General features: G+C 70.1%; 17 protein-coding genes. 11 read left to right on the top strand and 6 right to left on the bottom strand.

The annotated features are described in order from the left end of the window. Nucleotide 1: 1 nt before the first annotated feature. Nucleotides 2–2,056 (bottom strand): ATP-dependent DNA helicase, encoded by a 2,055-nt coding sequence (locus AMA02S_RS16570; protein ID WP_174550969.1) that lies wholly within the window; start codon nucleotides 2,054–2,056, stop codon nucleotides 2–4. A gap of 390 nt (nucleotides 2,057–2,446) precedes the next feature. Between AMA02S_RS16570 and AMA02S_RS16565 the strand changes: the two genes are divergently transcribed. Next, nucleotides 2,447–3,457 carry a DUF4192 domain-containing protein gene (locus tag AMA02S_RS16565; RefSeq protein ID WP_067458819.1) on the top strand — a complete coding sequence of 337 codons (1,011 nt, stop codon included), beginning with the start codon at nucleotides 2,447–2,449 and terminating at the stop codon, nucleotides 3,455–3,457. A 228-nt stretch (nucleotides 3,458–3,685) separates the two neighbouring features. On the opposite strand, the gene AMA02S_RS16560 is transcribed toward AMA02S_RS16565, so the two are convergent. Beyond that, entirely contained in the window at nucleotides 3,686–4,057 is a 372-nt protein-coding gene (locus AMA02S_RS16560; protein ID WP_067458816.1) for a hypothetical protein, read from the bottom strand. Nucleotides 4,058–4,227: 170 nt separating this feature from the next. Here AMA02S_RS16560 and AMA02S_RS16555 point away from each other — a divergent pair, with 170 nt between their 5' ends. From AMA02S_RS16555 to AMA02S_RS16540, 4 genes are all read left to right on the top strand, one after another. Then, complete coding sequence (locus tag AMA02S_RS16555; RefSeq protein ID WP_084265200.1) at nucleotides 4,228–5,127, top strand: polysaccharide deacetylase family protein; 900 nt, start codon at nucleotides 4,228–4,230, stop codon at nucleotides 5,125–5,127. Nucleotides 5,128–5,205: 78 nt separating this feature from the next. Continuing rightward, nucleotides 5,206–5,730, top strand: coding sequence for a DUF1707 and DUF4870 domain-containing protein (locus AMA02S_RS16550; protein ID WP_067458814.1), 525 nt, complete (start codon nucleotides 5,206–5,208; stop codon nucleotides 5,728–5,730). Between the two features lie 227 nt (nucleotides 5,731–5,957). Continuing rightward, a complete protein-coding gene (locus AMA02S_RS16545) occupies nucleotides 5,958–7,325 on the top strand; it encodes an FAD-binding oxidoreductase (RefSeq protein WP_067458811.1) in 1,368 nt (455 codons plus the stop codon). 89 nt (nucleotides 7,326–7,414) lie between these two features. Then, nucleotides 7,415–8,680, top strand: coding sequence for a class I SAM-dependent methyltransferase (locus AMA02S_RS16540; RefSeq protein ID WP_067458808.1), 1,266 nt, complete (start codon nucleotides 7,415–7,417; stop codon nucleotides 8,678–8,680). Between the two features lie 140 nt (nucleotides 8,681–8,820). On the opposite strand, the gene AMA02S_RS16535 is transcribed toward AMA02S_RS16540, so the two are convergent. Beyond that, nucleotides 8,821–9,537 (bottom strand): hypothetical protein, encoded by a 717-nt coding sequence (locus tag AMA02S_RS16535; RefSeq protein WP_067458805.1) that lies wholly within the window; start codon nucleotides 9,535–9,537, stop codon nucleotides 8,821–8,823. 180 nt (nucleotides 9,538–9,717) lie between these two features. On the opposite strand from AMA02S_RS16535, the gene AMA02S_RS16530 reads away from it, so the two are divergent. The 3 genes from AMA02S_RS16530 (at nucleotide 9,718) to AMA02S_RS16520 (ending at nucleotide 14,929) form a co-directional block, all read left to right on the top strand. Beyond that, entirely contained in the window at nucleotides 9,718–11,265 is a 1,548-nt protein-coding gene (locus AMA02S_RS16530) for a GMC family oxidoreductase (RefSeq protein WP_067458802.1), read from the top strand. Between the two features lie 248 nt (nucleotides 11,266–11,513). Further along, on the top strand, nucleotides 11,514–12,761 hold the full coding sequence (locus tag AMA02S_RS16525) for a cytochrome P450 (RefSeq protein ID WP_067458799.1): 1,248 nt from the start codon (nucleotides 11,514–11,516) through the stop codon (nucleotides 12,759–12,761). A gap of 155 nt (nucleotides 12,762–12,916) precedes the next feature. Further along, nucleotides 12,917–14,929 carry a glycosyltransferase family protein gene (locus tag AMA02S_RS16520; RefSeq protein ID WP_157430615.1) on the top strand — a complete coding sequence of 671 codons (2,013 nt, stop codon included), beginning with the start codon at nucleotides 12,917–12,919 and terminating at the stop codon, nucleotides 14,927–14,929. 31 nt (nucleotides 14,930–14,960) lie between these two features. On the opposite strand, the gene AMA02S_RS16515 is transcribed toward AMA02S_RS16520, so the two are convergent. Beyond that, nucleotides 14,961–15,641 carry an SDR family NAD(P)-dependent oxidoreductase gene (locus tag AMA02S_RS16515; RefSeq protein WP_067458796.1) on the bottom strand — a complete coding sequence of 227 codons (681 nt, stop codon included), beginning with the start codon at nucleotides 15,639–15,641 and terminating at the stop codon, nucleotides 14,961–14,963. Between AMA02S_RS16515 and AMA02S_RS16510 the strand changes: the two genes are divergently transcribed. Next, a complete protein-coding gene (locus tag AMA02S_RS16510) occupies nucleotides 15,622–16,254 on the top strand; it encodes an MmyB family transcriptional regulator (RefSeq protein WP_067458793.1) in 633 nt (210 codons plus the stop codon). The genes AMA02S_RS16515 and AMA02S_RS16510 overlap by 20 nt on opposite strands. Nucleotides 16,255–16,296: 42 nt before the next feature. On the opposite strand, the gene AMA02S_RS16505 is transcribed toward AMA02S_RS16510, so the two are convergent. Further along, nucleotides 16,297–17,844 carry a long-chain-fatty-acid--CoA ligase gene (locus AMA02S_RS16505; RefSeq protein ID WP_067458790.1) on the bottom strand — a complete coding sequence of 516 codons (1,548 nt, stop codon included), beginning with the start codon at nucleotides 17,842–17,844 and terminating at the stop codon, nucleotides 16,297–16,299. A 294-nt stretch (nucleotides 17,845–18,138) separates the two neighbouring features. Next, nucleotides 18,139–18,747, bottom strand: coding sequence for a lytic polysaccharide monooxygenase auxiliary activity family 9 protein (locus AMA02S_RS16500; protein ID WP_067458787.1), 609 nt, complete (start codon nucleotides 18,745–18,747; stop codon nucleotides 18,139–18,141). 273 nt (nucleotides 18,748–19,020) lie between these two features. On the opposite strand from AMA02S_RS16500, the gene AMA02S_RS16495 reads away from it, so the two are divergent. Then, nucleotides 19,021–19,635 (top strand): hypothetical protein, encoded by a 615-nt coding sequence (locus tag AMA02S_RS16495; RefSeq protein ID WP_157430614.1) that lies wholly within the window; start codon nucleotides 19,021–19,023, stop codon nucleotides 19,633–19,635. Nucleotides 19,636–19,819: 184 nt separating this feature from the next. Continuing rightward, nucleotides 19,820–22,288 (top strand): leucine--tRNA ligase, encoded by a 2,469-nt coding sequence (gene leuS, locus AMA02S_RS16490; RefSeq protein ID WP_067458781.1) that lies wholly within the window; start codon nucleotides 19,820–19,822, stop codon nucleotides 22,286–22,288. Nucleotides 22,289–22,295 lie beyond the last annotated feature (7 nt).

The following is a 22,295-nucleotide window of genomic DNA, read 5'->3' as shown; positions in this document are numbered from 1 at the left end:
TCTAGTCGCTGGTGGCGGCCTGGTCGAGGCGGCGGAGGGCGCCGCGCACGATGTCCGGGTCCGTGGTGGCCCAGAACGGCGGTAGGGAGCCTTTGAGGAAGCTCCCGTAGCGGGCGGTGGCCAGTCGCGGGTCGAGGACGGCGACGACGCCGCGGTCTTCCATCGACCGCAGGAGGCGGCCGGCGCCCTGCGCGAGGAGCAGCGCGGCGTGCGTTGCCGCGACCGCCATGAAGCCGTTGCCGCCGCGGGCGGCGACCGCGCGGGAGCGGGCCGAGGAGACCGGGTCGTCCGGGCGGGGGAACGGGATGCGGTCCATGATGACGAGCTGGAGCGACGGACCGGGCACGTCCACGCCCTGCCAGAGCGACAGGGTGCCGAACAGGCAGGTTCGCTCGTCCTCGGCGAACTGCTTGACCAACTGGGACGTGGAGTCCTCGCCCTGGCACAGCAGCGGATGGGACAGATGGTCCTTCAGTTCGTCGGCGGCCTGCCGGGCCGCCCGCATCGAGGAGAACAGCCCGAGCGTGCGGCCGCCCGCCGCCTCGATCAGCTCCGTGATCTCGGTGAGGTAGGCGTCGGCGAGCCCGTCGCGTCCTGGCTGGGGTAGGTGGCGGGCGACATACAGGATGCCGGACTTCGGGTGATCGAACGGAGAGCCGACATCGAGTCCGGACCAGACGATCTCCGTGGCGTCCTTATCGTCCTTTGTCGCGGTGTGGGCGAGGCCCTCGGCGGCCGTTCGGGCGTCCTTGGAGGTGTTCTCGGCGAGTGGCGGCAGCCCCCACTGGCGGGCCAGCGGCTCGAACGACCCGCCGAGTGTGAGCGTGGCCGAGGTGAGGACGGCGGTGCGACGCTCGAACAGGGTGGTCCGCAGCAGGCCCCCGACACCGATCGGCGCGACGTGCAACGCCGGTGGGCGCCTGGGCCGCCCGTCCTGGACGAACGGCTTCTCCAGCCACACGACGTCGAAGCGTTCGGCGATCTCGGGCTGGAACGCCTCCAGTAGCCGGACAGCGGTCTCATGCAGGTCTTCCAGGGACGAACGCGCGGCCTTGCGAGCGGCCATGTCGCCCGGGTCGTTGTCCTTCTTGTCCGGTCCGAAGGCTGAGACGCAGGCGTGTGCCGCGTCCCGCACGACGGTGAGGGTGTGGCCCAGGGCGGGCGACAGGACGTCCATACGACCGGCTGGCAGATCCTCCAGGAGGATCCCGAGGCCCTCCGCGGACTCCTTGAGCCGGTCCGCGGTGGCTTCCTCGATGAGCCGCCCGCACCGGCGGGCAGCCGTCTCGACCGCGGCGGCGCTCAGATCGCCCGTCGCGACGGACGTGACCCGGTCGACCAGTTCGTGCGCCTCGTCCACGATCACCACGTCGTGCTCGGGCAGGACCTGGAACTCCTCCAGCGCGTCGATCGCCAGCAACGCGTGGTTGGTGACGACGATGTGCGCCTCGCCCGCCTCGGCGCGGGCCAGCTCGGCGAAGCACTCGGTGCCCTGCGGGCAGCGCTGCGCGCCCAGGCACTCCTTGGCGGTCACGGCCACCTGCCGCCACGCCTGCTCGCCCACCCCGGGGACGAGCTCGTCACGGTCGCCCGTTCTGGTCTCCTCGGCCCACTCGTTCAGCCGCTTGACCTGACGTCCCAGTAGGGAGATCTGCTGAGGGTCGAACAGGCTCTGACCGGGCTCGTCCTCCTCCGGCACGCCGGTCTGCACCCGGTGCAAGCACAGGTAGTTGCGCCGGCCCTTGAGGATCGCGAACTTCAACTCGGTGCCGAGCATCGCGCCGAGCGCGTCGGCCAGCCGCGGCAGATCACGGTCGACGAGCTGGCGCTGCAACGCGATCGTCGCCGTGGACACCACCACCGTGGTCTCCTTCTCGACCGCGTACCGGATCGCTGGGACGAGGTAGGCCAGCGACTTGCCGGTGCCGGTCCCCGCCTGCGCGGCGACATGCTCACCCGACCCGATCGCCTTCTCCACCGCCCGGGCCATATCCACCTGGCCGGGGCGCTCCGCGCCTCCGATGGCCTCGACTGCGGCGGACAGCAGGGTCGCCATGTCCGGAATCTGGGTCTCGCTGCCGGTCAGCAGATCAGGGGCGGGCACGTCGGCCAACGCTACCGTCCTGCGCGGACATCCGTGCCGGCCCCTCGCGAAAGCGATGCCTGCTCGGGGCGGACAAGATGGGAGCGTGTCTGCCGAAAGAGAAGTCCTGACCTGGGAGTTGTTCGGCGCCGCGGGCCGGGCCCCGGCACAGGAGATCGCTGACAGCGGCCACCGTCCTGACCTGATCTGTCGATCGCCAGCGGCGGGCTGTTCTGCGGACCAGCTTCCCCTGGTCCACCGAACCCCCGTGGTCGCCTGCCCCAGCAGGTCCTCGACGGCTGAGTTATCCACAGGATGAGCTTTCGGTGTCGTCCGCCTCCGTGCACTGCCAGGGTGAAAGGCATGAAGCCACTGGTCATCCGCTCGGCCCTGGACGCCATCGCTACCGTCCCCTACCTGCTGGGGTTCCACCCGTCCCGCAGCCTCGTCGTGATCGGTTTCGACGGCCCGGACGGCACGTGCGCGGTTCGCGTCGACTTACCGTCGTCCCACAGCGCACGCGTGTCGGCCCTGCTCGCGGGCAACGGTTTCCGCCGCGCGCTCCTTCTGGCCTACGGCACACCGGACGAGGTCACGGAATCCACCGACGCCATGCGCGCGGCCCTGGCAGTCGCGGGCATCGAGGTCGCCGAGGCGATCCGAGTCGCGGACCACCGCTGGTGGTCGCTCACCTGCGCAGACGCCTGCTGCCCACCCGAGGGCACCCCGTACGACATCAGCGGCAGCGTCCTTGCGGCCGAAGCCATCTTCGCCGGTCACGTCGCCCTCGCCGACCGCTCCGAACTCACCGACTCCATCCGTCCGCTGGAGGGCCTCGCCCGCCGGTCGATGCGCGAGGCCACGCGTCGTGCAGAGAGACGTTTCCTCGCCTGGGCACGCGATGGCACGACCTCGTTCCAGTACCGGTCTCGCACGGTGGAGGAGGGCCTGACCGTCCTTCCCCGCCTGCTGTCCGCGGCCCGTACGGGAAGCCACCCGACCGACGACGAAGTCGCCTGGCTGGGCTTCCTCCTCACCGAACTCCGTGTCCGCGACGAGGCATGGGTTCGCATCGACGAAGAGTCCCCCACAGCCGATATCGCGTTCTGGCGCGACATCCTCCGCCGCATCGAGGAACCCTATGCAGCCGCCCCCGCGTCCCTTCTGGCCTTCGCTGCCTACGCCGCCGGAGACGGTGGCCTCGCCAACATCGCCTTGGAACGGGCTTTGGAGGTTGATCCTGCCTATTCCATGGCCGTCATTCTCCGCGAGGTCATGGCCGCCGGCATCCCACCCACCAAGGCCCGCATGCGCATGACGCCTGACCAATTAGCCGATGCCTACCAGGAGAGACAACACCGCCAAGCGAGCTAGTCCAGGTCCTGTCCGGGCGGATCGTGACATCGGTCCCGGCGGTACTCACGAACGGTCGTGCCAAGGTCGTGCGCTCCACGACCCTCGTCGCGCTCTGCGAGGTGCTCAAGTGCTAACCGGGCGACCTACTGCGCTGGGAAGCCGAGGACACCGCGGACGGATGACGTGCGGCCGATGCCGGACGTCCGGTGGACGGGTCTGTGCCTCGGCTCGCGAGGGGGCCCCAGGTCAGGGTGCTACCGCCTGGCCGGGGGTGCCGGGGTCGATCCGGCGGTCGCGGTTGCGGTCGTTCCAAGCGCGCATCCGCGGGGGGTAGCCGACGATCTGGACGTCGTAGACGGGCAGGCCGAGGTCGCGGGCCACCTTGCCGATGACCTTGGGGGAGCCGACGCGGCGGCGGGTCCACTCACCGTCATGGGCCACCGCCACCGCGGTGGTGTCGGTGGCGAAGGTCTCGGGTTCGACGTAGAACTCCACGCCGCGGCGGGCACGGGCGAAGGCGATCAGCGCCTCGATGTCGGAGTCGGTCGCCTCCCGGTCGAGCTTCGTCACCGTCGACCCGCGGTTCTTGCGGATCCCGAATCGGTCCCGGAACCTCATCGCTTGTCCCCGTCGTCTGGTGGTGCCCGGAGCCGTTCCGGGCCTGCTTCGGTGTACGACGATAACGATCGTTCGCCGTCGGCGGGTTCCCGACACAGCGGGGGGATCCCCTGTGGGAAAGGGCCTGAGCCCTAGACTTGCCGGTCGGGGGATCAGCAGCGGGGGTGTTGATGGACGGGCCGGGCCTTGTTCGGCGGGTGGTCGGCGGCGTGCTCGCGGTGACGGTGTGCGGGGCGCTGAGCGGCTTCTCCGGCGGGGCCGGGCGGGTGCGGCCGGCCCAGGTGACGGGCCGGCCCGCGGTCCCGGTGGTGACGAAGATCGTGAAGGGCGCCACCGCTCCGGCGGACGGGAGGGTGTCGTGGGGGCAGCGGGTTCTTCAGGGGGTCGGTGCTCCCGGGGTGGTCGGGCCCGCAGGGGTGAGTCCGGCCCGCAAGGCGGTGGTCACCAGGCAAAGGGATCTTTGCGCGCGGGCGAGGTGTGTGGCCCTGACGTTCGACGACGGGCCGATGGGGAGTACGGGCCGGTTGCTGGAGATCCTGGCCGAACACCGGGTGAGGGCGACGTTCTTCCTCGTCGGGCAGAACGTGGTCAAAGATCCGGAGATGGTGCGGCGGGAGTACGCGGCGGGGCACGAGATCGCCAACCACAGCTACACGCACGCCGATCTGGGACGCGCTCCGGAGGCGAAGGCCGTGGAGGAGGTGACCCGGACGCAGGACGCCATCCAGCAGGCGTCGGGCATGACACCGGTGCTGTTGCGGCCGCCGTACGGGTCGACGGGCAAGCGCCTGACAGCGCTCGCGCGGCGGATGGGCATGGCACAGGTGCTGTGGGCGGTCGATCCGCTCGACTGGGAGGACCGCGACACCAAGGCGGTCGAGCGGCGGGTGATGGCATCCGTCCGGCCGGGGGACGTGGTGCTGATGCACGACATCCACGCGACGACGGTGGCGGCCGTACCGCGGATCATCGATCGGCTGGCGGCCAAGGGGTACACCTTCGTCACGGTCACCGAGCTGTTCGGCGGGAAGCTGACGCCCGGCGGGAAGTACGTCCAGCGCGAACCCTGAGGCGGACCCGGCATCTCGGGGGAAGGCCAGGGTCATCCCCGATGGCCCGGAACGGGGGCGGCGCGCACCATGAGGGGCATGGACAGCAGCTACGCGGTGGGGGATCTGCGGGTCTCGGACGCCGAGCGAGAGCCGGTCATCCAGCGGCTTCAGGACGCGTACGCCGAGGGACGGATCGACCACGACGAGTTCGACATGCGTGTGCAACTGGCGATGACGGCCAAGACACGGCACGATCTGGAAACGGTGACGCGGGACCTCGTGCCCGTGCAGGACCAGGCCATGCTGGCGCAGGCCTCGGCGGAGCAGCCGACGGGGGAGGACCGGATGCTCGCGGCGGCCGCGCATGCCGTCGCGGTGCCGACGTTGTTCGTCGGGCCGCTGGTGCTGATGCTGGTCAGTGGGAAGCGGTCGGAGTATGTGCGGCGGCAGGCGAAGGAGGCGGTGAACTTCCAGGTCACGCTGCTGATGATCACCATCGTGACGTTCGGTGTCGGAGGCATCCTGTACGGTCTGGCGTGGATTCTGTCGGCGATCGCCGCGGTGTTCGCACTGACGGGCCAAACGTTCCGCTACCCCTGGATTCTCCGGCTGGTGAAGTAACGATTCGCCCCTGACCGCCGGCGCGGCGAACGGGTTTGTCGCCGTATGCCTTCGGGGAAAGGTTGACGTGGCCGCCCTCTCGCGGCACCGTCCGCCACCGAAGGGGCTGCCCGGAGATGAACCAGTCAGTTAAGGCTTTATTCCCCTCTCGACCTGTGATGACCCTAACGTCCGAGTTACATGGACCGTACATGGGATGATCGATTAACTGTGTCCGGGAGGGGTAGATGACGGAGCTTGCGGTCAAGGGCGATCACCAGCGGGCGGTGGAGGCGCTCAGGAGGTCCTACGACGCGATCCCGACGGGGACGCCCGTACGGCTGGCGAAACGGACCTCGAACCTGTTCCGGTGGCGCGACCCCTCGGAAGCGCCCGGGCTGGACGTGTCCGGCTTCGACAGGGTGCTGAGCGTCGCCGCCGAGGAGCGGACCGCGCAGGTCCAGGGCATGACGACGTACGAGGCGCTGGTGGACGCCACGTTGCCGCACGGACTGATGCCGACGGTCGTCCCGCAGTTGAAGACGATCACGCTGGGCGGCGCGGTGACCGGGCTCGGCATCGAGTCGACGTCCTTCCGGGACGGGCTGCCTCACGAGTCGGTGCTGGAGATGGAGGTGCTGACCGGTGACGGCCAGATCGTCACCGCGACGCGCGACAACGAGCACGCCGACCTGTTCTACGGCTTCCCCAACTCCTACGGGACGCTGGGGTACAGCCTGCGGCTGAAGATCGAGCTCAGGCAGGTGCGTCCGTACGTGCGGTTGCGGCACCTTCGGTTCCAGGACGCGGTCGAGCTGGCACGGGTGATGGGGGAGATCACCGAATCCGGGCGATACGACGGCGAGGACGTCGACTTCCTGGACGGGACGGTCTTTGGCAAGGACGAGCAGTACATCACGCTCGGCTTCTTCGCCGACGAGGCGCCGTACACCTCCGACTACACCGGCCAGAAGATCTACTACAAGTCGATCAAAGAGCGGTCGGTCGACTTCCTGACGATCCGCGACTACATCTGGCGCTGGGACACCGACTGGTTCTGGTGCTCTGGCGCGTTCGGCGTGCAGAACCCGACCGTCCGGCGGCTGTGGCCCGACAAGTACAAGCGTTCGGACGTGTACCGCAAGCTCGTGGCCTACGACCGGCGGTACCACGTCGTCGCGCGCGCGGAGCGCTGGCGCGGCCTACGCCCACGCGAGGACGTCATCCAGGACATCGAGGTGCCGGTCGAGCGGCTGGCGGAGTTCCTGGAGTTCTTCCACGACAAGGTCGGCATGAGCCCCATCTGGCTGTGCCCGCTGCGGGCGAAGGAGCGGTGGCCGCTGTACCCGCTCGAGGTGGGCCGTCCGTACGTGAACGCCGGTTTCTGGGGGACGGTCCGGTTGCCTCCGGGGCAGATCCCCGAGTACCACAACCGGCTCATCGAACGTAAGGTCGCGGCCCTTGACGGGCACAAATCCCTCTACTCGACTGCTTTTTACAGCCGAGACGAGTTCTGGCGGTATTACGACGGGGAGACCTACCGGCGGCTCAAGGGGGCCTACGATCCCGGGGGGCGGCTGCTGGACCTCTACGACAAGTGCGTGCGCGGACGCTGACCAGGCGTCCGCCGATCGGGGGAGGCCCGGAAGGGGTTGGTGGCCAACCGTCACCGTCCGCCCGGGGCGGAGAGACAGGAGGGATCAAGATGACGCTGGCCAGGGTCTTCGAGCAGCTCGCCGGGGCTGAGGCGCCAGTGGAGTTCACGGCGTACGACGGATCCCGGGCGGGAGTGCCCGGCGCCGACATCCGGTTCGACGTCCGCTCGCCGTACGCGGTGTCGTACCTGGTGCACTCACCGGGGGCGCTGGGGCTGGCCCGCGCCTACGTCAGCGGCATGATCGACGTCAGTGGGGACATGGTCACCGCGCTGACGACGATGCAGCAGGTGCTGGGGGACGTGACGCCCCGCGACAAGGCGGGGATCATCCGCGCGGTCATGGGCGACCCGATGCTGCGTGCCGCGATGTCCCGCCGGTTGGCCCCGCCGCCGCAGGAGGCTCCCTTCAGCCGCATCCCGGCGTGGCTCCGGCACTCGAAACGGCGCGACGCGAAGGCGATCTCGCACCACTACGACGTGTCCAACACCTTCTACGAGTGGGTGCTCGGCCCGTCCATGGCCTACACCTGCGCCTGTTACCCGTCCGAGGACGCGACACTGGAGCAGGCGCAGTTCCACAAGCACGACCTGGTGGCCAAGAAGATCGGCCTGAAGCCGGGGATGCGGCTGCTGGACGTGGGCTGCGGCTGGGGCGGCATGGTGATGCACGCCGCCAAGGAGTACGGCGTGCGGGCGCTCGGGGTGACGCTGTCCAAGCAGCAGGCGGAGTGGGCGCAGAAGGCCATCGCAGACCGCGGCCTGTCCGACATGGCGGAGGTCCGGCACCTGGACTACCGGGACGTGACCGAGACGGGGTTCGACGCGGTGAGCTCGATCGGTCTGACCGAGCACATCGGCAAGAAGAACCTGCCGTCGTATTTCGCGTTCCTGCACGGCAGGCTGAAGGAAGGCGGGCGGATGCTGAACCACACCATCACCCGCCCGGACAACCTGGCCCCGGCCATGAAGCAGAGCGGGTTCATCAACCGGTACGTGTTCCCGGACGGTGAACTGGAGGGCCCCGGCTACGTCCAGATGCAGATGAACGACGCGGGCTTCGAGATCCGTCACCAGGAGAACCTGCGCGAGCACTACGCGCGGACGCTTACCGGCTGGTGCGACAACCTCGACGACCACTGGGAGGAGGCGGTCGCCGAGGTGGGCGAGGGCACCGCCCGCGTATGGCGCGTCTACATGGCGGGCTGCGTGCTCGGCTTCAACCAGAACTGGATCCAGCTGCACCAGACGCTGGGCGTCAAGCTGGATGACAAGGGCGGCAGCCACATGCCGCTGCGTCCTGACTGGGGCGTGTGACCCGGGCATCGTTCCCGCACCGACAGGCATTCCTCGCCCCAGGGCAGGGTGCCGCTCCGCGAGGACAGAGCTTTTCTCCCTTACGGACAGACGACGAGCCGGCCGGCATCCTGGCCGGCTCGCCGTCTGTCATCCCCGCCTCAGAGCAGTTCGAGGGTGTTCGTGATCTGGTCGGCCTCGCCGGGCATCTCACCGTCCTTGGCGGTGACGGTCAGCGAGCAGGCGCGGCCGCCGTCCACGACCTGGACCTGCCGCCCGGTGAGGACGCCGGCGCCGGAGCGGAGCGAGTACGTGGTGCGGATTCCGGGCCGTCCGGCGATGGTGGCCCGGGTGATCTGCACATCCTGGGCGCCGAGCTGGCTCATGCCCTGCCGGGTCCCCATCTCCAGGGCCTCGACGGACGAGGCGGGCGACGGGGTGCAGAGGGCGTTGACGTTGGTGGCGTAGCCGCGCTGCGCCGACCCGGTCTCGACGGCGTACACGGCCTTCTGCTGCTCCAGCATGGCGAAGCTCTGCCGGAGGAGATCCTCGTTCGCGCCCTGGAGGCCCAGGCGCTTCAGGCCCTGCTCGGCTTCGCCGCTGGTCAGGTCGATCTCCATCCAGCCGGCCGGGACGGACATGCGGACACCGTTCTCGGGGCCGCCGATCGTCGTCCAGCCGGCGGGCGCGTTCCCGCCGGTCGTCGGTGGCGTCGTCTGGTCGGGTGTGGTGCCGGCCGGTGCCGTGCCGGCGGGTGCGGCGCTGGCCGGAGGGGTCGGGGCCGGGGGCGTCGCCTCCTTCTTGTCGCCCAGGCAACCGGTGAGGGACAGGGCGGCGGCCGTGCCCGCCATACTGCAGACGATCACCCGGCGGAGCATGTTGGCTTCCTTTCGCAACACAGTGTGTGAAAAGGGATGCTCTGCCAGTTGTCACGGTTCGCATCCCTGAATATGACCTACGTCACATTCAGGGTGATCCGTCATAGACGCAATGCCGCGGCGGTGATATTTCCGAAATGGCGGGTCCGCGCCGGCGGCCCTCAGGCGTCAGGAGCCTCCATGGAGTACGACTACGTGATCGTCGGGGCCGGGTCCGCAGGGTGCGCGCTGGCCGCTCGGCTGTCGGAGGACGCATCGGTCCGGGTCGCCCTGCTGGAGGCGGGCGGCCCGGACGACAAGAGCGAGATCCGTGTCCCGGCGGCGTTCTCCAAGCTCTTCAAGACCGAATGCGACTGGGACTACACCACCGTCAAGCAGCCGGAACTGGGCGGGCGCGAGCTCTACTGGCCGCGCGGCAAGGTCCTCGGCGGCTCGTCCTCGCTGAACGCCATGATGTGGACGCGCGGGCACCGCGACGACTACGACGGCTGGGACGTGCCCGGCTGGGCCTACGACGACGTGGAGCCGTATTTCAGGCGCCTCGAAGGGCGCGTGGGCCGCAACGAGGGCGGCGTGTACGGGACGTCCGGCCCGGTCACGATCTCCGAGCAGCGCAGCCCGAACCAGACGACCCGCGCGTTCCTGGCCGCCTGCGCGGCACGCGGTCTGACGCGGCTGCCCGAGCTGAACGGCCCGTCCAACGAGGGCTATGCGCAGTCGCCGGTGAGTCAGAAGCGGGGCCGGCGGTGGAGCAGCGCGGACGCCTACCTGCATCCCGCGGGCAGGCGGCCGAACCTGGCCGTCGTGACCGGAGCGCACGTGTCCCGCGTCCTGGTCGAGGACGGGCGGGCGGTGGGGGTGGACTACGGCGGCGAGCGTGTCACGGCCCGCCGCGAGGTGGTGCTGTCGGCGGGTGCGGTGGGGTCGCCGCACCTGCTGATGCTCTCCGGCATCGGTGATCCGGACCACCTGCGGGAGGCGGGCGTCGAGCCCGTCCTGGACCTTCCCGAGGTGGGCCGCCACTTACAGGACCACCTGTCGGTCGCCGTCATCCGGCGCTGCCCGAGAAAGGTCACGCTCACCGGCGCGGAGTCGCTGCCGAACATCATCCGCTACCTGGTCCTGCGACGCGGCCCGTTCACCTCGAACCTGGGCGAGGCGGTCATCTTCACCAGGACGGATCCGGCGCTGACCGCCCCCGACATTGAGTTGATCTTCGCGCCTGCGCCGTTCGTCGCGCACGGGCTCACCCCGCCGACCGAGCACGGCGTGACGGTCGGTGTCGTCCTGCTGCGGCCGGGGTCCGCCGGACGGATCACGCTCGCCTCCGCCGATCCCGCCGACCCGCCGGCGATCGACCCCGGCTACCTCACGCACGAGGACGATCTGAACCGCCTGATGTTCGGGGTTCGGTACGCGGAGGAACTCCTCGCCACCGAACCTCTCAAGGCGTACGTGGGTGACTGCATGGAGCCCTACGAGAGCGCCGAGGACGACGAGGCGCTGGCCCGCTACATCCGCGGACACTCCGAGACCCTCTACCATCCGACCGGCACCTGCCGGATGGGCGCCGACGCCGGATCGGTCGTGGATCCGTCCCTGAGGGTGCGCGGGATCGACGGCCTGCGCGTCGCGGACGTCTCGGTCCTGCCGCAGATCACGCGGGGGCACACCAACGCTCCCGCCATCATGATCGGCGAACGGGCCGCCGACCTGATCAGGACCTGAGCGCCCGCGCGGCGGCCGACTTTATCGGATACTTCGGATATCGGGATAGAGGCGCGCAATTGAAGCTGATTCCGTGGTCGCATAGCATGATGACGACGGAATCAATGACGGACATGCGCCGTCCTGAAGGTCTCCCGCGCCTCCCGGATCCGGCAGCGCGTCGGGGCCGCGCGTCCCTTCCGCGTTCGGTTTTACTTTGAGAGGGTGCTTGTAAACCGAATTGAGTTCGGACGGCGAGGTGGGGGCACGTGCTCAAGGTCGAGGACATCAACCTGACGGACTGGGAGTTCTGGCGGCGCACACACGAGTACCGGCACGAGGCGTTCAAGGCGCTGCGGTGGCACGCCGACCTCGTCCACTTCGAGGAGCCGGACGTCGTCATCGTCCCGCAGGGCCCGGGGTACTACGCGCTGACCCGGCACGCGGACGTCGTCGAGGCGTCCCGCAGGCCGCAGGACTTCTGCTCGGGGAAGGGCGCCATCAGCATCCCCGACATGCCGGGCGACCTGCACGAGTACTTCGGCTCGATGATCAGTATGGACGATCCCCGGCACGCCAAGATACGGCGGATCGTGTCGCGCGCGTTCTCGCCCCGCATGATCCGCCGGTTCGAGGACCGGGTCGAGGCGGTCGCCGCCGAGATCGCCCGGGACGTGGCGGCGGGCCGGGGCTCGGGCGACTTCGTCCGGGACGTCGCCGCCCGGCTGCCCCTGAAGATCATCTGCGATCTGATGGGCATCACCGAGGACCGGTACACGACCGTCTTCGAGGCCACGAACGTCATCCTCGCCGGCAACGACGCCGAGTTCCTGCCGTCCGGCGACCCGGAGCAGATCGCGCTGTCGCTGCTGTCGGCCGGCGAGACGCTCAAGGGCCTGGTGGAGGAACTCGGCCGCAAGCGCCGCGCCGAGCCCGTGGACGACCTGACGTCCGCGCTGGTGAACGCCAACATCGACGGCGAGTCGCTCACCGACCAGGAGCTGGGCTCGTTCTTCATCCTGCTGGTGGTGGCCGGAAACGAGACCACGCGCAACGCCATCGCGCACGGCCTGGACCTGTTCACCCGCCACCCCGACCAGCGGGAACTGCTCACCGCCGACTTCGAGGCCCGCGTCCCGGGAGCGGTGGAGGAGATCGTTCGGTACGTGTCGCCGGTGACCTGGATGCGCCGCACCGCGACCCGCGAGACCACCCTGAACGGGCATGAGTTCAAGGAGGGCGACAAACTCGTCCTCTACTACTGGTCGGCGAACCGGGACGAGTCGGTCTTCGTCGCCCCGGAGCGATTCGACATCCTGCGCGACCCGAACCCGCACGTGGGGTTCGGCGGGCCCGGACCGCACTTCTGCCTTGGCGCTCACCTGGCCAGGCGCGAGATCACCGTGATGTTCCGCGAACTGCTGGACCGGCTCCCCGGCATCCGCGCCTCCGGCGAAGCCGACCGGCTGGAGTCCAGCTTCATCAACGGGATCAAGCGTCTGCCCTACACGTTCTGAACACCTTCTGAGGGCAGGAGCGGACGGCCGGCCCTCAGAAGATGGAGGGCCGGTGAACGTTGCGTGGCGACCCGCGCGGATTCCGGAGACCGTGCGGCGGGCACCCCTAGCGTGAACGCAAGGACAGTTGCCGCCGATCCACGCCCGGAGTGCCCGTGCCCGACAACGACCCGACGACCGCCGAGATCACCGGTCTGCGGGAACGGGGCGACCGGCTCGCCGCCGACAACGCGGCCGTCCGGCTGCGGCTCGCCGAACTGGAGCGCGAACGCGACGACCGCGACGACCAGATCAGGCGGCTGATCGGCTCGCTGAACGAGGCCGCGCGCCGCATCGGTGAGCTTGAGCGGGGCCGTGCCGACGAGGCGCACCGGGCGGAGCGGGCGGAGTGGCGCTACGAGGTGCTGCGGCTGCGGCGCTGGTCGCGGCTCGGGCCGGCGCTGTCGGCGTTCCGGCGGCGGCCGTTCACACCCGCCTCCCTGCACGGTGTCGGGGACGCGCTGCGCGATCGCCCGCCGCCGCCCGAGCCGGCCGCGGAGCCCCGCAAGACCCGCCGCCCGGACGTCCGCGTCGCCGACACCGACCCTGTCGACGCGCCCGCGCCCCGGCCGCCGGACGGGCCGGTGAACCGGCCGGACCTCGTCGCGGCCGTCGTGCTCGGCCCCGTCCTGGACGCGGCGCTGCGCTATGAGTGGACCCGGCTGGGCGGTCTCCGGCCGGGCGACTGGTGGGAGATCCTGGAGTCCCGCCGGCCCGACCTGCTGCTCGTCGAGTCCGTCCCGACCGATCTGCCGGTGCGGGAGCTCGCCGCCTGGTGCCGCGAGCGCGGCGTCCCGACCGCGTACTGGGACACCGGCGCGGGCCTCGGCGACGCCGCCGGGTCCTTCGACCGGGTGTTCACCGTCGCCGCGGCCGCCGTGCCCGAGTACCGTCGCAAGCTCGGGCACGACCGCGTCACGCACCTTCCGTTCGCCGCGCAGCCCCGCCTGCACAATCCCGTCCGGGTACAGGATCAGGGCCGGTACTCGCTGCTGTACGAGGGCGAGTACGACCAGGACGCGGAGGCGCTGATCGCCCCCGCGCCCCGGCTCGGCGGCCACTTCGCCGCGACCGGTTTCCCGCACCTGTACCGGCAGCGGGTCGTCCCGCCATGGCCGTACGAGCAGGCGGCCGCCGCGCGCAAGCGCTACAAGGTGATGATCGCCCCGGATGAGCGGCGGGCCTACGAGGCGGCGGCCGCGGGAGTGCCCATCGTCCATCACCGGGCGGATCCCGAGCCCGCGTTCGGGCCCGCCGTGGTGGGCGAAGAGAACGCGCCACGGATTCTGCGGGCCCTTCTGGGCGGACCCGAGCTGCGCGATCGACAGGCCCATCTCGCCTTGCGTCACGTCCATGCCGAACACACGTACAGGCATCGGGTCGACACCGTCCTAGAACAACTTGGGATGGATGCCGCGCGCGCTTCGCGAAACGACCGGCCGGCCGTGTCACTCGTCATGTCCACCTGCCGAGCTGAGCAGATCGCCCCGGCGGTCGAGATGGTGGCCCGGCAGCGCTGGCGGCCATTGCAGCTCGTGATGGTCCTGCACGGCCTCGACCTCGATCCGGTGGACGTGCAGAAGCGGGCCATGACCGCGGGGATCGACGACGTGGTGGTCCTCGCCGCCGACTCCTCGCGCACGCTCGGCGGCTGCCTGAACATGGCGATCGACGCGGCCGACGGCGAGTACATCGGCAAGGTGGACGACGACGAACTGTACGGGCCGCACTACCTGTCCGACCTGCTCCCGGCGTTCTCCTACACCGAGGCGGGCGTCGTCGGGAAGCTCGCCCACTACGCGCACCTGGCGTCCATCGACGCGACCCTGCTGCGCTACCCCGACCTCGAACATCGGTACGTGGACGTGCTGCGCGGTGGCGCGCTCCTCGGCGAGGGCGACCTGATGCGCTCCTACCGGTTCGCCGACGTGGGCCGGGGCGAGGACACCGATCTGTTCCGGCGCCTGCGCTCCGATGGCGTCCGCGTCTACGCCGCCGACCGGTACTCCTTCGTCACGATCCGGCACGCGGACGCCAAGCGCCACACCTGGCGGCCCAGCGACCTGGAGCTTCTGGCCGACAGCCGCGTCGCGTTCTACGGGCTCGCCAAGGAGCACATCCTCTTCTGACCCTTCTGTTTCGGCGGCCGGACCTGCGGCGTCACCACGGCTCGGGACCGGCGTCGGTGATGAACACCCCGGTCGGACCGTCCGCGCCGAGGGTGGCCGCCTCCGCGATCACGGCGGCCCCCTCCGCCGCCGTGCGCGAGCCGGTGTGCCCGTTCAGGTCCGTCGCGCAGTGCCCGGGCGTCGCCGCGTTCACCTTGATCGGGCCGTCCGCGAGTTCCTTCGCGTAGGCGAGGGTCACCGCGTTCAGCGCCGACTTGGAGGTGTTGTAGGGCAGCAGGTTCACGCCGTGGCCGGGTGAGGACGGGTCGCTCTGCCGTCCCAGCGAGCCCAGCTCGCTGGAGACGTTGACGATCCGCGCCGCGGGGGAGCGGCGCAGCAGCGGCAGCATCGCGTTCGTGACCGCGACGACGCCGAGCACGTTGGTCTCGAAGGCGGCCCGGACGAAGGCGACCGTCGTGCGGCTCGGGGGCGCCGCGTCCGCCGGGTCGGAGGCGCCGGTCGCGGCGACGGCGGCGTTGTTGACCAGGATGTCGAGCCGCCCGTGCTCCTCCTCGATCCTCGCGGCGGCGGCGTCGATGGTGGCCGGGTCGGTGACGTCGAGGCGGACGAACCGGGCGTCGATCCCGCCGTCGGCGAGGGCGGTGGTGACCCGCTCGCCCAGCGTCTCCGAACGGGCGCCGACGAGCACGGTCGTGCCGTCCGCCAGGCTCACCGATGACGAGCGCGGCCACCTCCATTACCTGGCCGGTGAGACGCCGGAGCCGCCTGCCGGCCCCTCACGGGACGTGCCACAGGGAATCCTGCACCTGCTCGATCGGCTCGACGACACGCCCGCCTACGTGCTGGACGCCCGCCACGACATCCTCGCCTGGAACGCCCTCGCGGCGGCGCTGATGTGCGACTTCTCTGCCATGCGGCCCGGGGACCGCAACGTGATCCGCTGGCTGTTCACCGGCTCCGCCGCCGAACGGTACGGCACCGAGGAGTACGTGACGGCTCTGGCCCGCGAGTCCGTCGCCGACCTGCGCGCGGCGGCCGGCCGTTACCCCGGCGACCCCGGCATCGCGGCGCTGGTCGCCGAGGTCTCCGAGCGGAGCGCCCTGTTCGCCGGCCTCTGGGCCGAGGGCGAGGTGGGCATCAGGCGCAGCGGCCGCAAGCACATGACGCACAAGGTCGTCGGCCCGCTCGACCTGCACTGTGACGTCCTGTACGTCCCAGAACGCGATCAGCGGGTCGTGCTCTACACCGCCGTGCCCGGCACCCCGTCCCACGAGGCCATGAAGCTGCTCCGCGTCGTCGGAACGCAGGACCTCAGCTCGCGCTGACGTCCGGAGGACGCGCCGCGGTGCCGGTGCCCCGCGCCCGCGCTAGCCGCGCAGCTCGCGTTTGAGGATCTTGCCGGTGGCGGTCATGGGCAACTCGTCCCGGAACTCGACGATCCGGGGGTACTTGTAGTTCGCGAACTGCTCCTTGCCCCAGGCCACCAGCTCGTCCTCGGTGACGGTCGCGTCCGGCGTGCGGATCACGTAGGCCTTGACCTCCTCGCCATGGGACGGGTGCGCGACGCCCACGACCGCGGCCAGCGACACCTGCGGGTGGGTCATGAGGACCTCTTCCAGCTCCCGCGGATACACGTTGTACCCACCCCGGATGATCATGTCCTTGGAGCGGTCGATGATGTAGTAGTAGCCCTCCTCATCGCGGCGGGCCACGTCGCCGGTGCGGAACCAGCCGTCCTTGATCGCCTCGTCGGTCGCCTCGGGCCGGCCGTGGTAGCCCTTCATGATGTTGTGCCCGCGGACGGCGATCTCCCCGGGTCCCTCGCCCTCGATCTCCTTCCAGTCGTCGTCGATGAGCTTCATCTCGACGCCCCAGACGGGCAGGCCGATCGAGCCCGCCTTGGTCGGGCGGTCGGGACGGTTGAAGGAGGCCACCGGGGACGTCTCGGACAGGCCGTAGCCTTCCAGGACGTTCACTCCGAACTTCTCCTGAACGCCCTTGATGACCTCCATCGGCAGCGCCGCGCCGCCCGACACCGCGACCCGCAGGTTGGCGCGGATCGTCTCGACCTCCTCAGGCGCGGTGTCGTCGTTCAGCAGTGCCCAGTACATGGTGGGGACGCCCGCGAAGATGTTCACCTTCTCCCTGACCATCAGCTCGACGGCCTGCCGCGCGTCGAACCGCGGCTGCAGGACGAGGGTCGCGCGCCGGTAGAGGCCGACGTTCATCACGCACGTCTGCCCGAAGATGTGGAACAGCGGCAGCGTCACCAGGGAGGTGTCGTGCAGTGTCCGGTAGAAGAGCGTGTCGTCCACCATCGCGTTCATGAGCAGGTTGCCGTGGCTGAGCTCGGCGCCCTTCGGCTGCCCGGTCGTCCCGCTGGTGTAGATGATCACCGCGGTGTCGGTGGCCTCCGTCCGCGCCGTCTCGAAGGTGCCCGGCTGGCCGGACAACGCCGCCCAGAACAGCTCGGCGCCCTCGATCGGGGACTCGGTGGTCGCGAGGCTCGCCGGCAGCAGGAAGAAGTGCTCGCAGCCCGCGGTCTGCTCGAACCCCGCGTGGCCCATCTCGCCGAGCGGTAGCTCCGGCGTCCCCTCGAAGCAGAACAACGCCTTGGCGTCCGAGTCCGCGAGGTGGTAGGCGATCTCGCGCGGCTTGAGCAGGACGTTCAGCGGGACGATCACCGCGCCCGCCTTCAGCGCCCCGAAGTAGACCATTGGGAAGTAGGGCAGGTTGGGGCTCGACAGCGCCACCTTGTCGCCCGGTCCGATGCCGCGCGACCGCAGCAGGTTCGCCACCTGGTTGGCGATCGAGTCGATGAAGGAGTAGGAGAGCCGGATGTCGCCGAACACGAAGGCGTCCCGGTCCGGCGTCTCCCGGGCCGCGTCCTCCAGCAGCACGGACAGGTTGAGCATGGCACTCCTCGCGCGGGGTGGTCACGAGCCGGTTGTTACCGACGAGTGTATGAACCGTTCCGCACATCCTGCTGCATGGAGTTCCGCGCGCGCCAGCCCCGCCGGGGGGCTGTGACGTGCTGTTCCGCGAGATCGCCGCGCCCTGGGCGCCAGGTGTGACCAGCCGGTCGCTCAACCGGGGTCGGGTGGGGGCGCGGATGCCGGGTGACCGGGAGGGCCGGTGACCGGGCGGAGGCGCGGCCCCGCCCGGTCACCGGCCGCGGGCGGAGAGCGGTGCCCGCGGGGGAGGAGGCTCTAGCCGAAATCGACGTCCGAGCACTGGTAGAAGGCGTTACCGGTGTCGGCGATGTCCCATACGGCGACGATCAGGTGCCGGCCGTGCCGGGTGGGCAGCGTGCCGGGGTGGGAGACCGAGTTGGGCGGCTGCTTGTTCCCGCCGTCGACGCGCAGGAACGGCGTCAGGTCCAGGGCCGCGCGGGTCACCGGCCGCTTGGAGTCCCAGCCGTCCTTGGTGATGAAGTACCGGAAGGACGAGGTGGAGTGCGGCGCGGTCAGCTTCCACGAGAAGGTGAAGGTCTGGCCGCTGGTCAGGGACGTGGCGGGCCATTTCCCGTCGCGCTGGTCGTCCAGCGGGGCCCAGCGCGAGTCGCCGGCGGCGCAGATCTTGCCGTCCGCGGGGCCGGACTTCGGGAACCCCTTCGGTCCCTCGACGCTCTGCGGCTCGAACTTGACCTCGCCGCAGTCCTGCACCGTGCCGTCCTTACAGTGCAGGGCGCGGCTGACGGGGGTGGTGGCATAGCCGTGCGAGAGGGCCGGGGTGGCGACCACCACCGTGAGCCCGGCCGAGGCGACGGTGGCGAGGGCCAGCGACCTCTTGCGCGGTAGGCGGAACTTACTGGGCATACGCGATCCTCCTGGGGGCGGGGGCCTGGCGGGATGACCGGTCGGAGTCGGCAGCCGCTTGCGGGGCGGGACGAGGCGTCGTGGTCGGAACGACCTCCAGTACTAATAGGAAACCTTCCTATTTACTAAGAGCTTCGAGCATGTTCGCCCATTCGTCAAGCCTTCAAACACCTGACCGGATCCGGCCGCGCGAACCCGGCCCGCCGCCCGCGCGCCGGGAGCGCACGCGTCCCCGTTACGATGTGCCGCCTTACCGAGAAAGGGTGCGCGATCTTGATTATCTTCGGCTGGCGGGTGGTCTTCTTCACCCTGACCAGGGGAATCTTCCACTGCCCCGACTGTGGCGGCGACCGCGACTACCGCCGCCGGCAGGGGCGCAACTTCTTCACCCTGTTCTTCATCCCGGTCATCCCGCTGACGAAGGCGGGGGGCGAGTTCGTCGAGTGCGACACCTGCCACGGCCGCTGGAACCCCGGCATCCTGGAGATACCGACCACCGCGCAGCTCGCCCGGATGCCCGCGATGCTGCTGCGCATGGCCATCGCCCAGGTGCTGCGCTCCGGCGACTACACCCACCTGGGCGCCCGTGCCCGTGCCGTCACCGTCGTCCATGAGGCCGGCGAGCCCGGCTACGACGAGGGCGCGCTCAACGCCGATCTCGGCCGCCCCTTCGACGAGGTCCGTGTCGAGATGGGACGGGCGTCCTCCGCACTCGCCCCCGAGGCCAGAGAGAGCATCCTGCGCGCCGCCGCCGAGGTCGCCCTCATCGACGGGCCGCTCAGCGTCTCGGAGGAGGAGACCCTGTCCGCCGTCGGCGCCGACCTCGGCCTCACCCACGTCCAGGTGACCGGCGTCGTCTCCCTCGCCCGCCAGTTCTCCGGTCACTGACGGTCAAACCCCCGACGGGAGGGCTTGCGATTGCGCTACGCTTGATGTATGCCAGCCAGGCTGCTCCTTGAACGACCACGGTGACGAACTGACGTCAGCGTGGTGGCCCCTCCTGTGCGAGGGGCCGTTTCATGTCGGCGGGCGGTCTGGGGACCCTGTTGAGGAGAATGCGGAGTCTGGAAGCGTGAGCAGCGACGAGCACTACGACCCACGGGCGGTTCAGGACAAGTGGCAGGCCCGCTGGGCGGAGCTCGATCCGTTCAAGGCCGCCGAAGAGGACGAGGGCCGGGAGCGGCGCTACGCGCTGGACATGTTCCCCTACCCCAGCGGCGACCTGCACATGGGGCACGCCGAGGCGTTCGCGATCGGCGACGTCGTCGCGCGCTACTGGTTCCAGCGCGGCTACAACGTGCTGCACCCCATCGGCTGGGACTCCTTCGGCCTGCCCGCCGAGAACGCGGCGATCAAGCGCGACTCCCACCCCGCCGAGTGGACGTACGCCAACATCGAGACTCAGGCGGCCTCATTTCACCGGTACGCGCCGTCCTTCGACTGGTCGCGGCGGCTGCACACGTCCGATCCCGAGTACTACAAGTGGACGCAATGGCTGTTCCTGCGCTTCTACGAGCGCGGCCTGGCCTACCGCAAGGGCGGCCACGTCAACTGGTGCCCGAAGGACCAGACCGTCCTGGCCAACGAGCAGGTCGTCGGCGGGCACTGCGAGCGCTGCGGCACGCTGGTCGAAAAGCGCGTGCTGACCCAGTGGTACTTCAAGATCACTGAATACGCCGACCGGCTGCTGGACGACATGGAGCAGCTGGAGGGCAAATGGCCCGAGCGCGTCCTGCTGATGCAGCGCAACTGGATCGGCCGCTCCACCGGCGCCGACGTCGACTTCGTCATCGAGGGCCGGGACGAGCCGGTCACCGTCTACACCACCCGCCCCGACACCCTGTACGGCGCGACCTTCATGGTCGTCGCCGCCGACGCCGCGCTGGCCGAGGAGGTCTGCGCCCCCGCCCAGCGGGCCGCGTTCGAGGCCTACCGCGAGGAGGTCTCCCGGGAGAGCGAGATCGAGCGGCTGTCCGCCGAACGCGAGAAGACCGGCGTGTTCCTGGGCCGCTACGCGGTCAACCCGGTGAACGGTGAGCGGCTGCCGATCTGGGCGTCCGACTACGTGCTGGCCGAGTACGGGCATGGCGCGATCATGGCGGTGCCCGCACACGACCAGCGCGACCTGGACTTCGCGCTGAAGTTCGGGCTGCCCGTGCGGGTCGTCGTCGAGACCGGCCAGGCCGACCCGGCCGAGACCGGCGTCGCCACCCCCGGCGACGGCGCGATCGTCAACTCGGGCCCGATCGACGGGCTGACCAAGACCGACGGCATCACCCGGATCATCGAGATCCTGGAGGAACGCGGCGCCGGTCGAGCCTCGGTCAACTTCCGCCTGCGCGACTGGCTGGTGTCCCGCCAGCGCTTCTGGGGCTGCCCGATCCCGATCGTCCACTGCGAGGCGTGCGGGGAGGTGCCCGTCCCGGACGAGCAGCTGCCGGTGACACTGCCCGAGGGCCTGCGCGGCGCCGACCTGTCGCCCAAGGGCACCTCGCCGCTGGCCGCCGCGACCGACTGGGTGAACACCGAGTGCCCCAAGTGCGGCGGTGCCGCCAAGCGCGACACCGACACCATGGACACCTTCGTCGACTCGTCCTGGTACTACTACCGGTACTGCTCGCCCGGCTACGACGGAGGCCCGTTCGACGTCGAGCAGGTCCGCAGGTGGATGCCGGTCGACCAGTACACCGGCGGCGTCGAGCACGCCATCCTGCACCTGCTGTACAGCCGGTTCTTCACCAAGGTCCTGTACGACATGGGCATGGTGGGCTTCACCGAGCCGTTCAACCGGCTGCTGAACCAGGGACAGGTGATCCTGAACGGCAGCGGCATGTCCAAGTCCACGGGCAACCTGGTCGACCTGAGCGAGCAGATCGGCGAGTTCGGGGTGGACGTCGTCCGGCTGGCGATGCTGTTCTCCGGCCCGCCCGAGGACGACATCGACTGGGCGGACGTGTCCCCGCACGGCATGTCGAAGTTCCTGGCCCGCGTCCACCGGATCGCCGCCGAGGTCGCCTCGCCGCCCGGCACCGACCCCACGTCCGGCTTCACCGCGCTGCGGCGCGCCACCGCCCGTGCCGTCGACGAGGCCACGAAGCTGGTCGAGGCGCAGCGGTTCAACGTCGCCATCGCGCGGATCATGGAGCTGGTCACCGCGACGCGCAAGGCCATCGACTCCGGTCCCGGCGCCGCCGACCCCGCCGTCCGCGAGGCCGCCGAGGCGATGGCGGTGCTGCTGTCGCTGTTCGCCCCCTACACCGCCGACGAGACATGGGAACTGCTGGGACGCACCGCGCCGGTGGTCCGCGGGGGCTGGCCGTCCGTCGACCCGGCCCTGCTGGTGGAGGAGTCGGTCACCTGCGTCGTCCAGGTCGCGGGCAAGGTCCGCGACCGGCTGGACGTCGCGCCCGGCATCGCCGGCGAGGAACTGGAACGGCTGGCCCTGGCCTCCGCCAAGGTCCAGGAGGCCCTGGGCGGCGCCGAGATCGCCAAGATCATCGTGCGTGCGCCCAAGATCGTCAACATCGTGCCCAAGCGCTAGACGCGCG

The sequence above is a fragment of the Actinomadura macra NBRC 14102 genome (assembly GCF_001552215.1).
In the GTDB taxonomy this organism is placed as follows: domain Bacteria; phylum Actinomycetota; class Actinomycetes; order Streptosporangiales; family Streptosporangiaceae; genus Spirillospora; species Spirillospora macra.
Note: the sequence above shows the minus strand (reverse complement) of the source record. Positions and strands in the feature narration are given on the sequence as shown.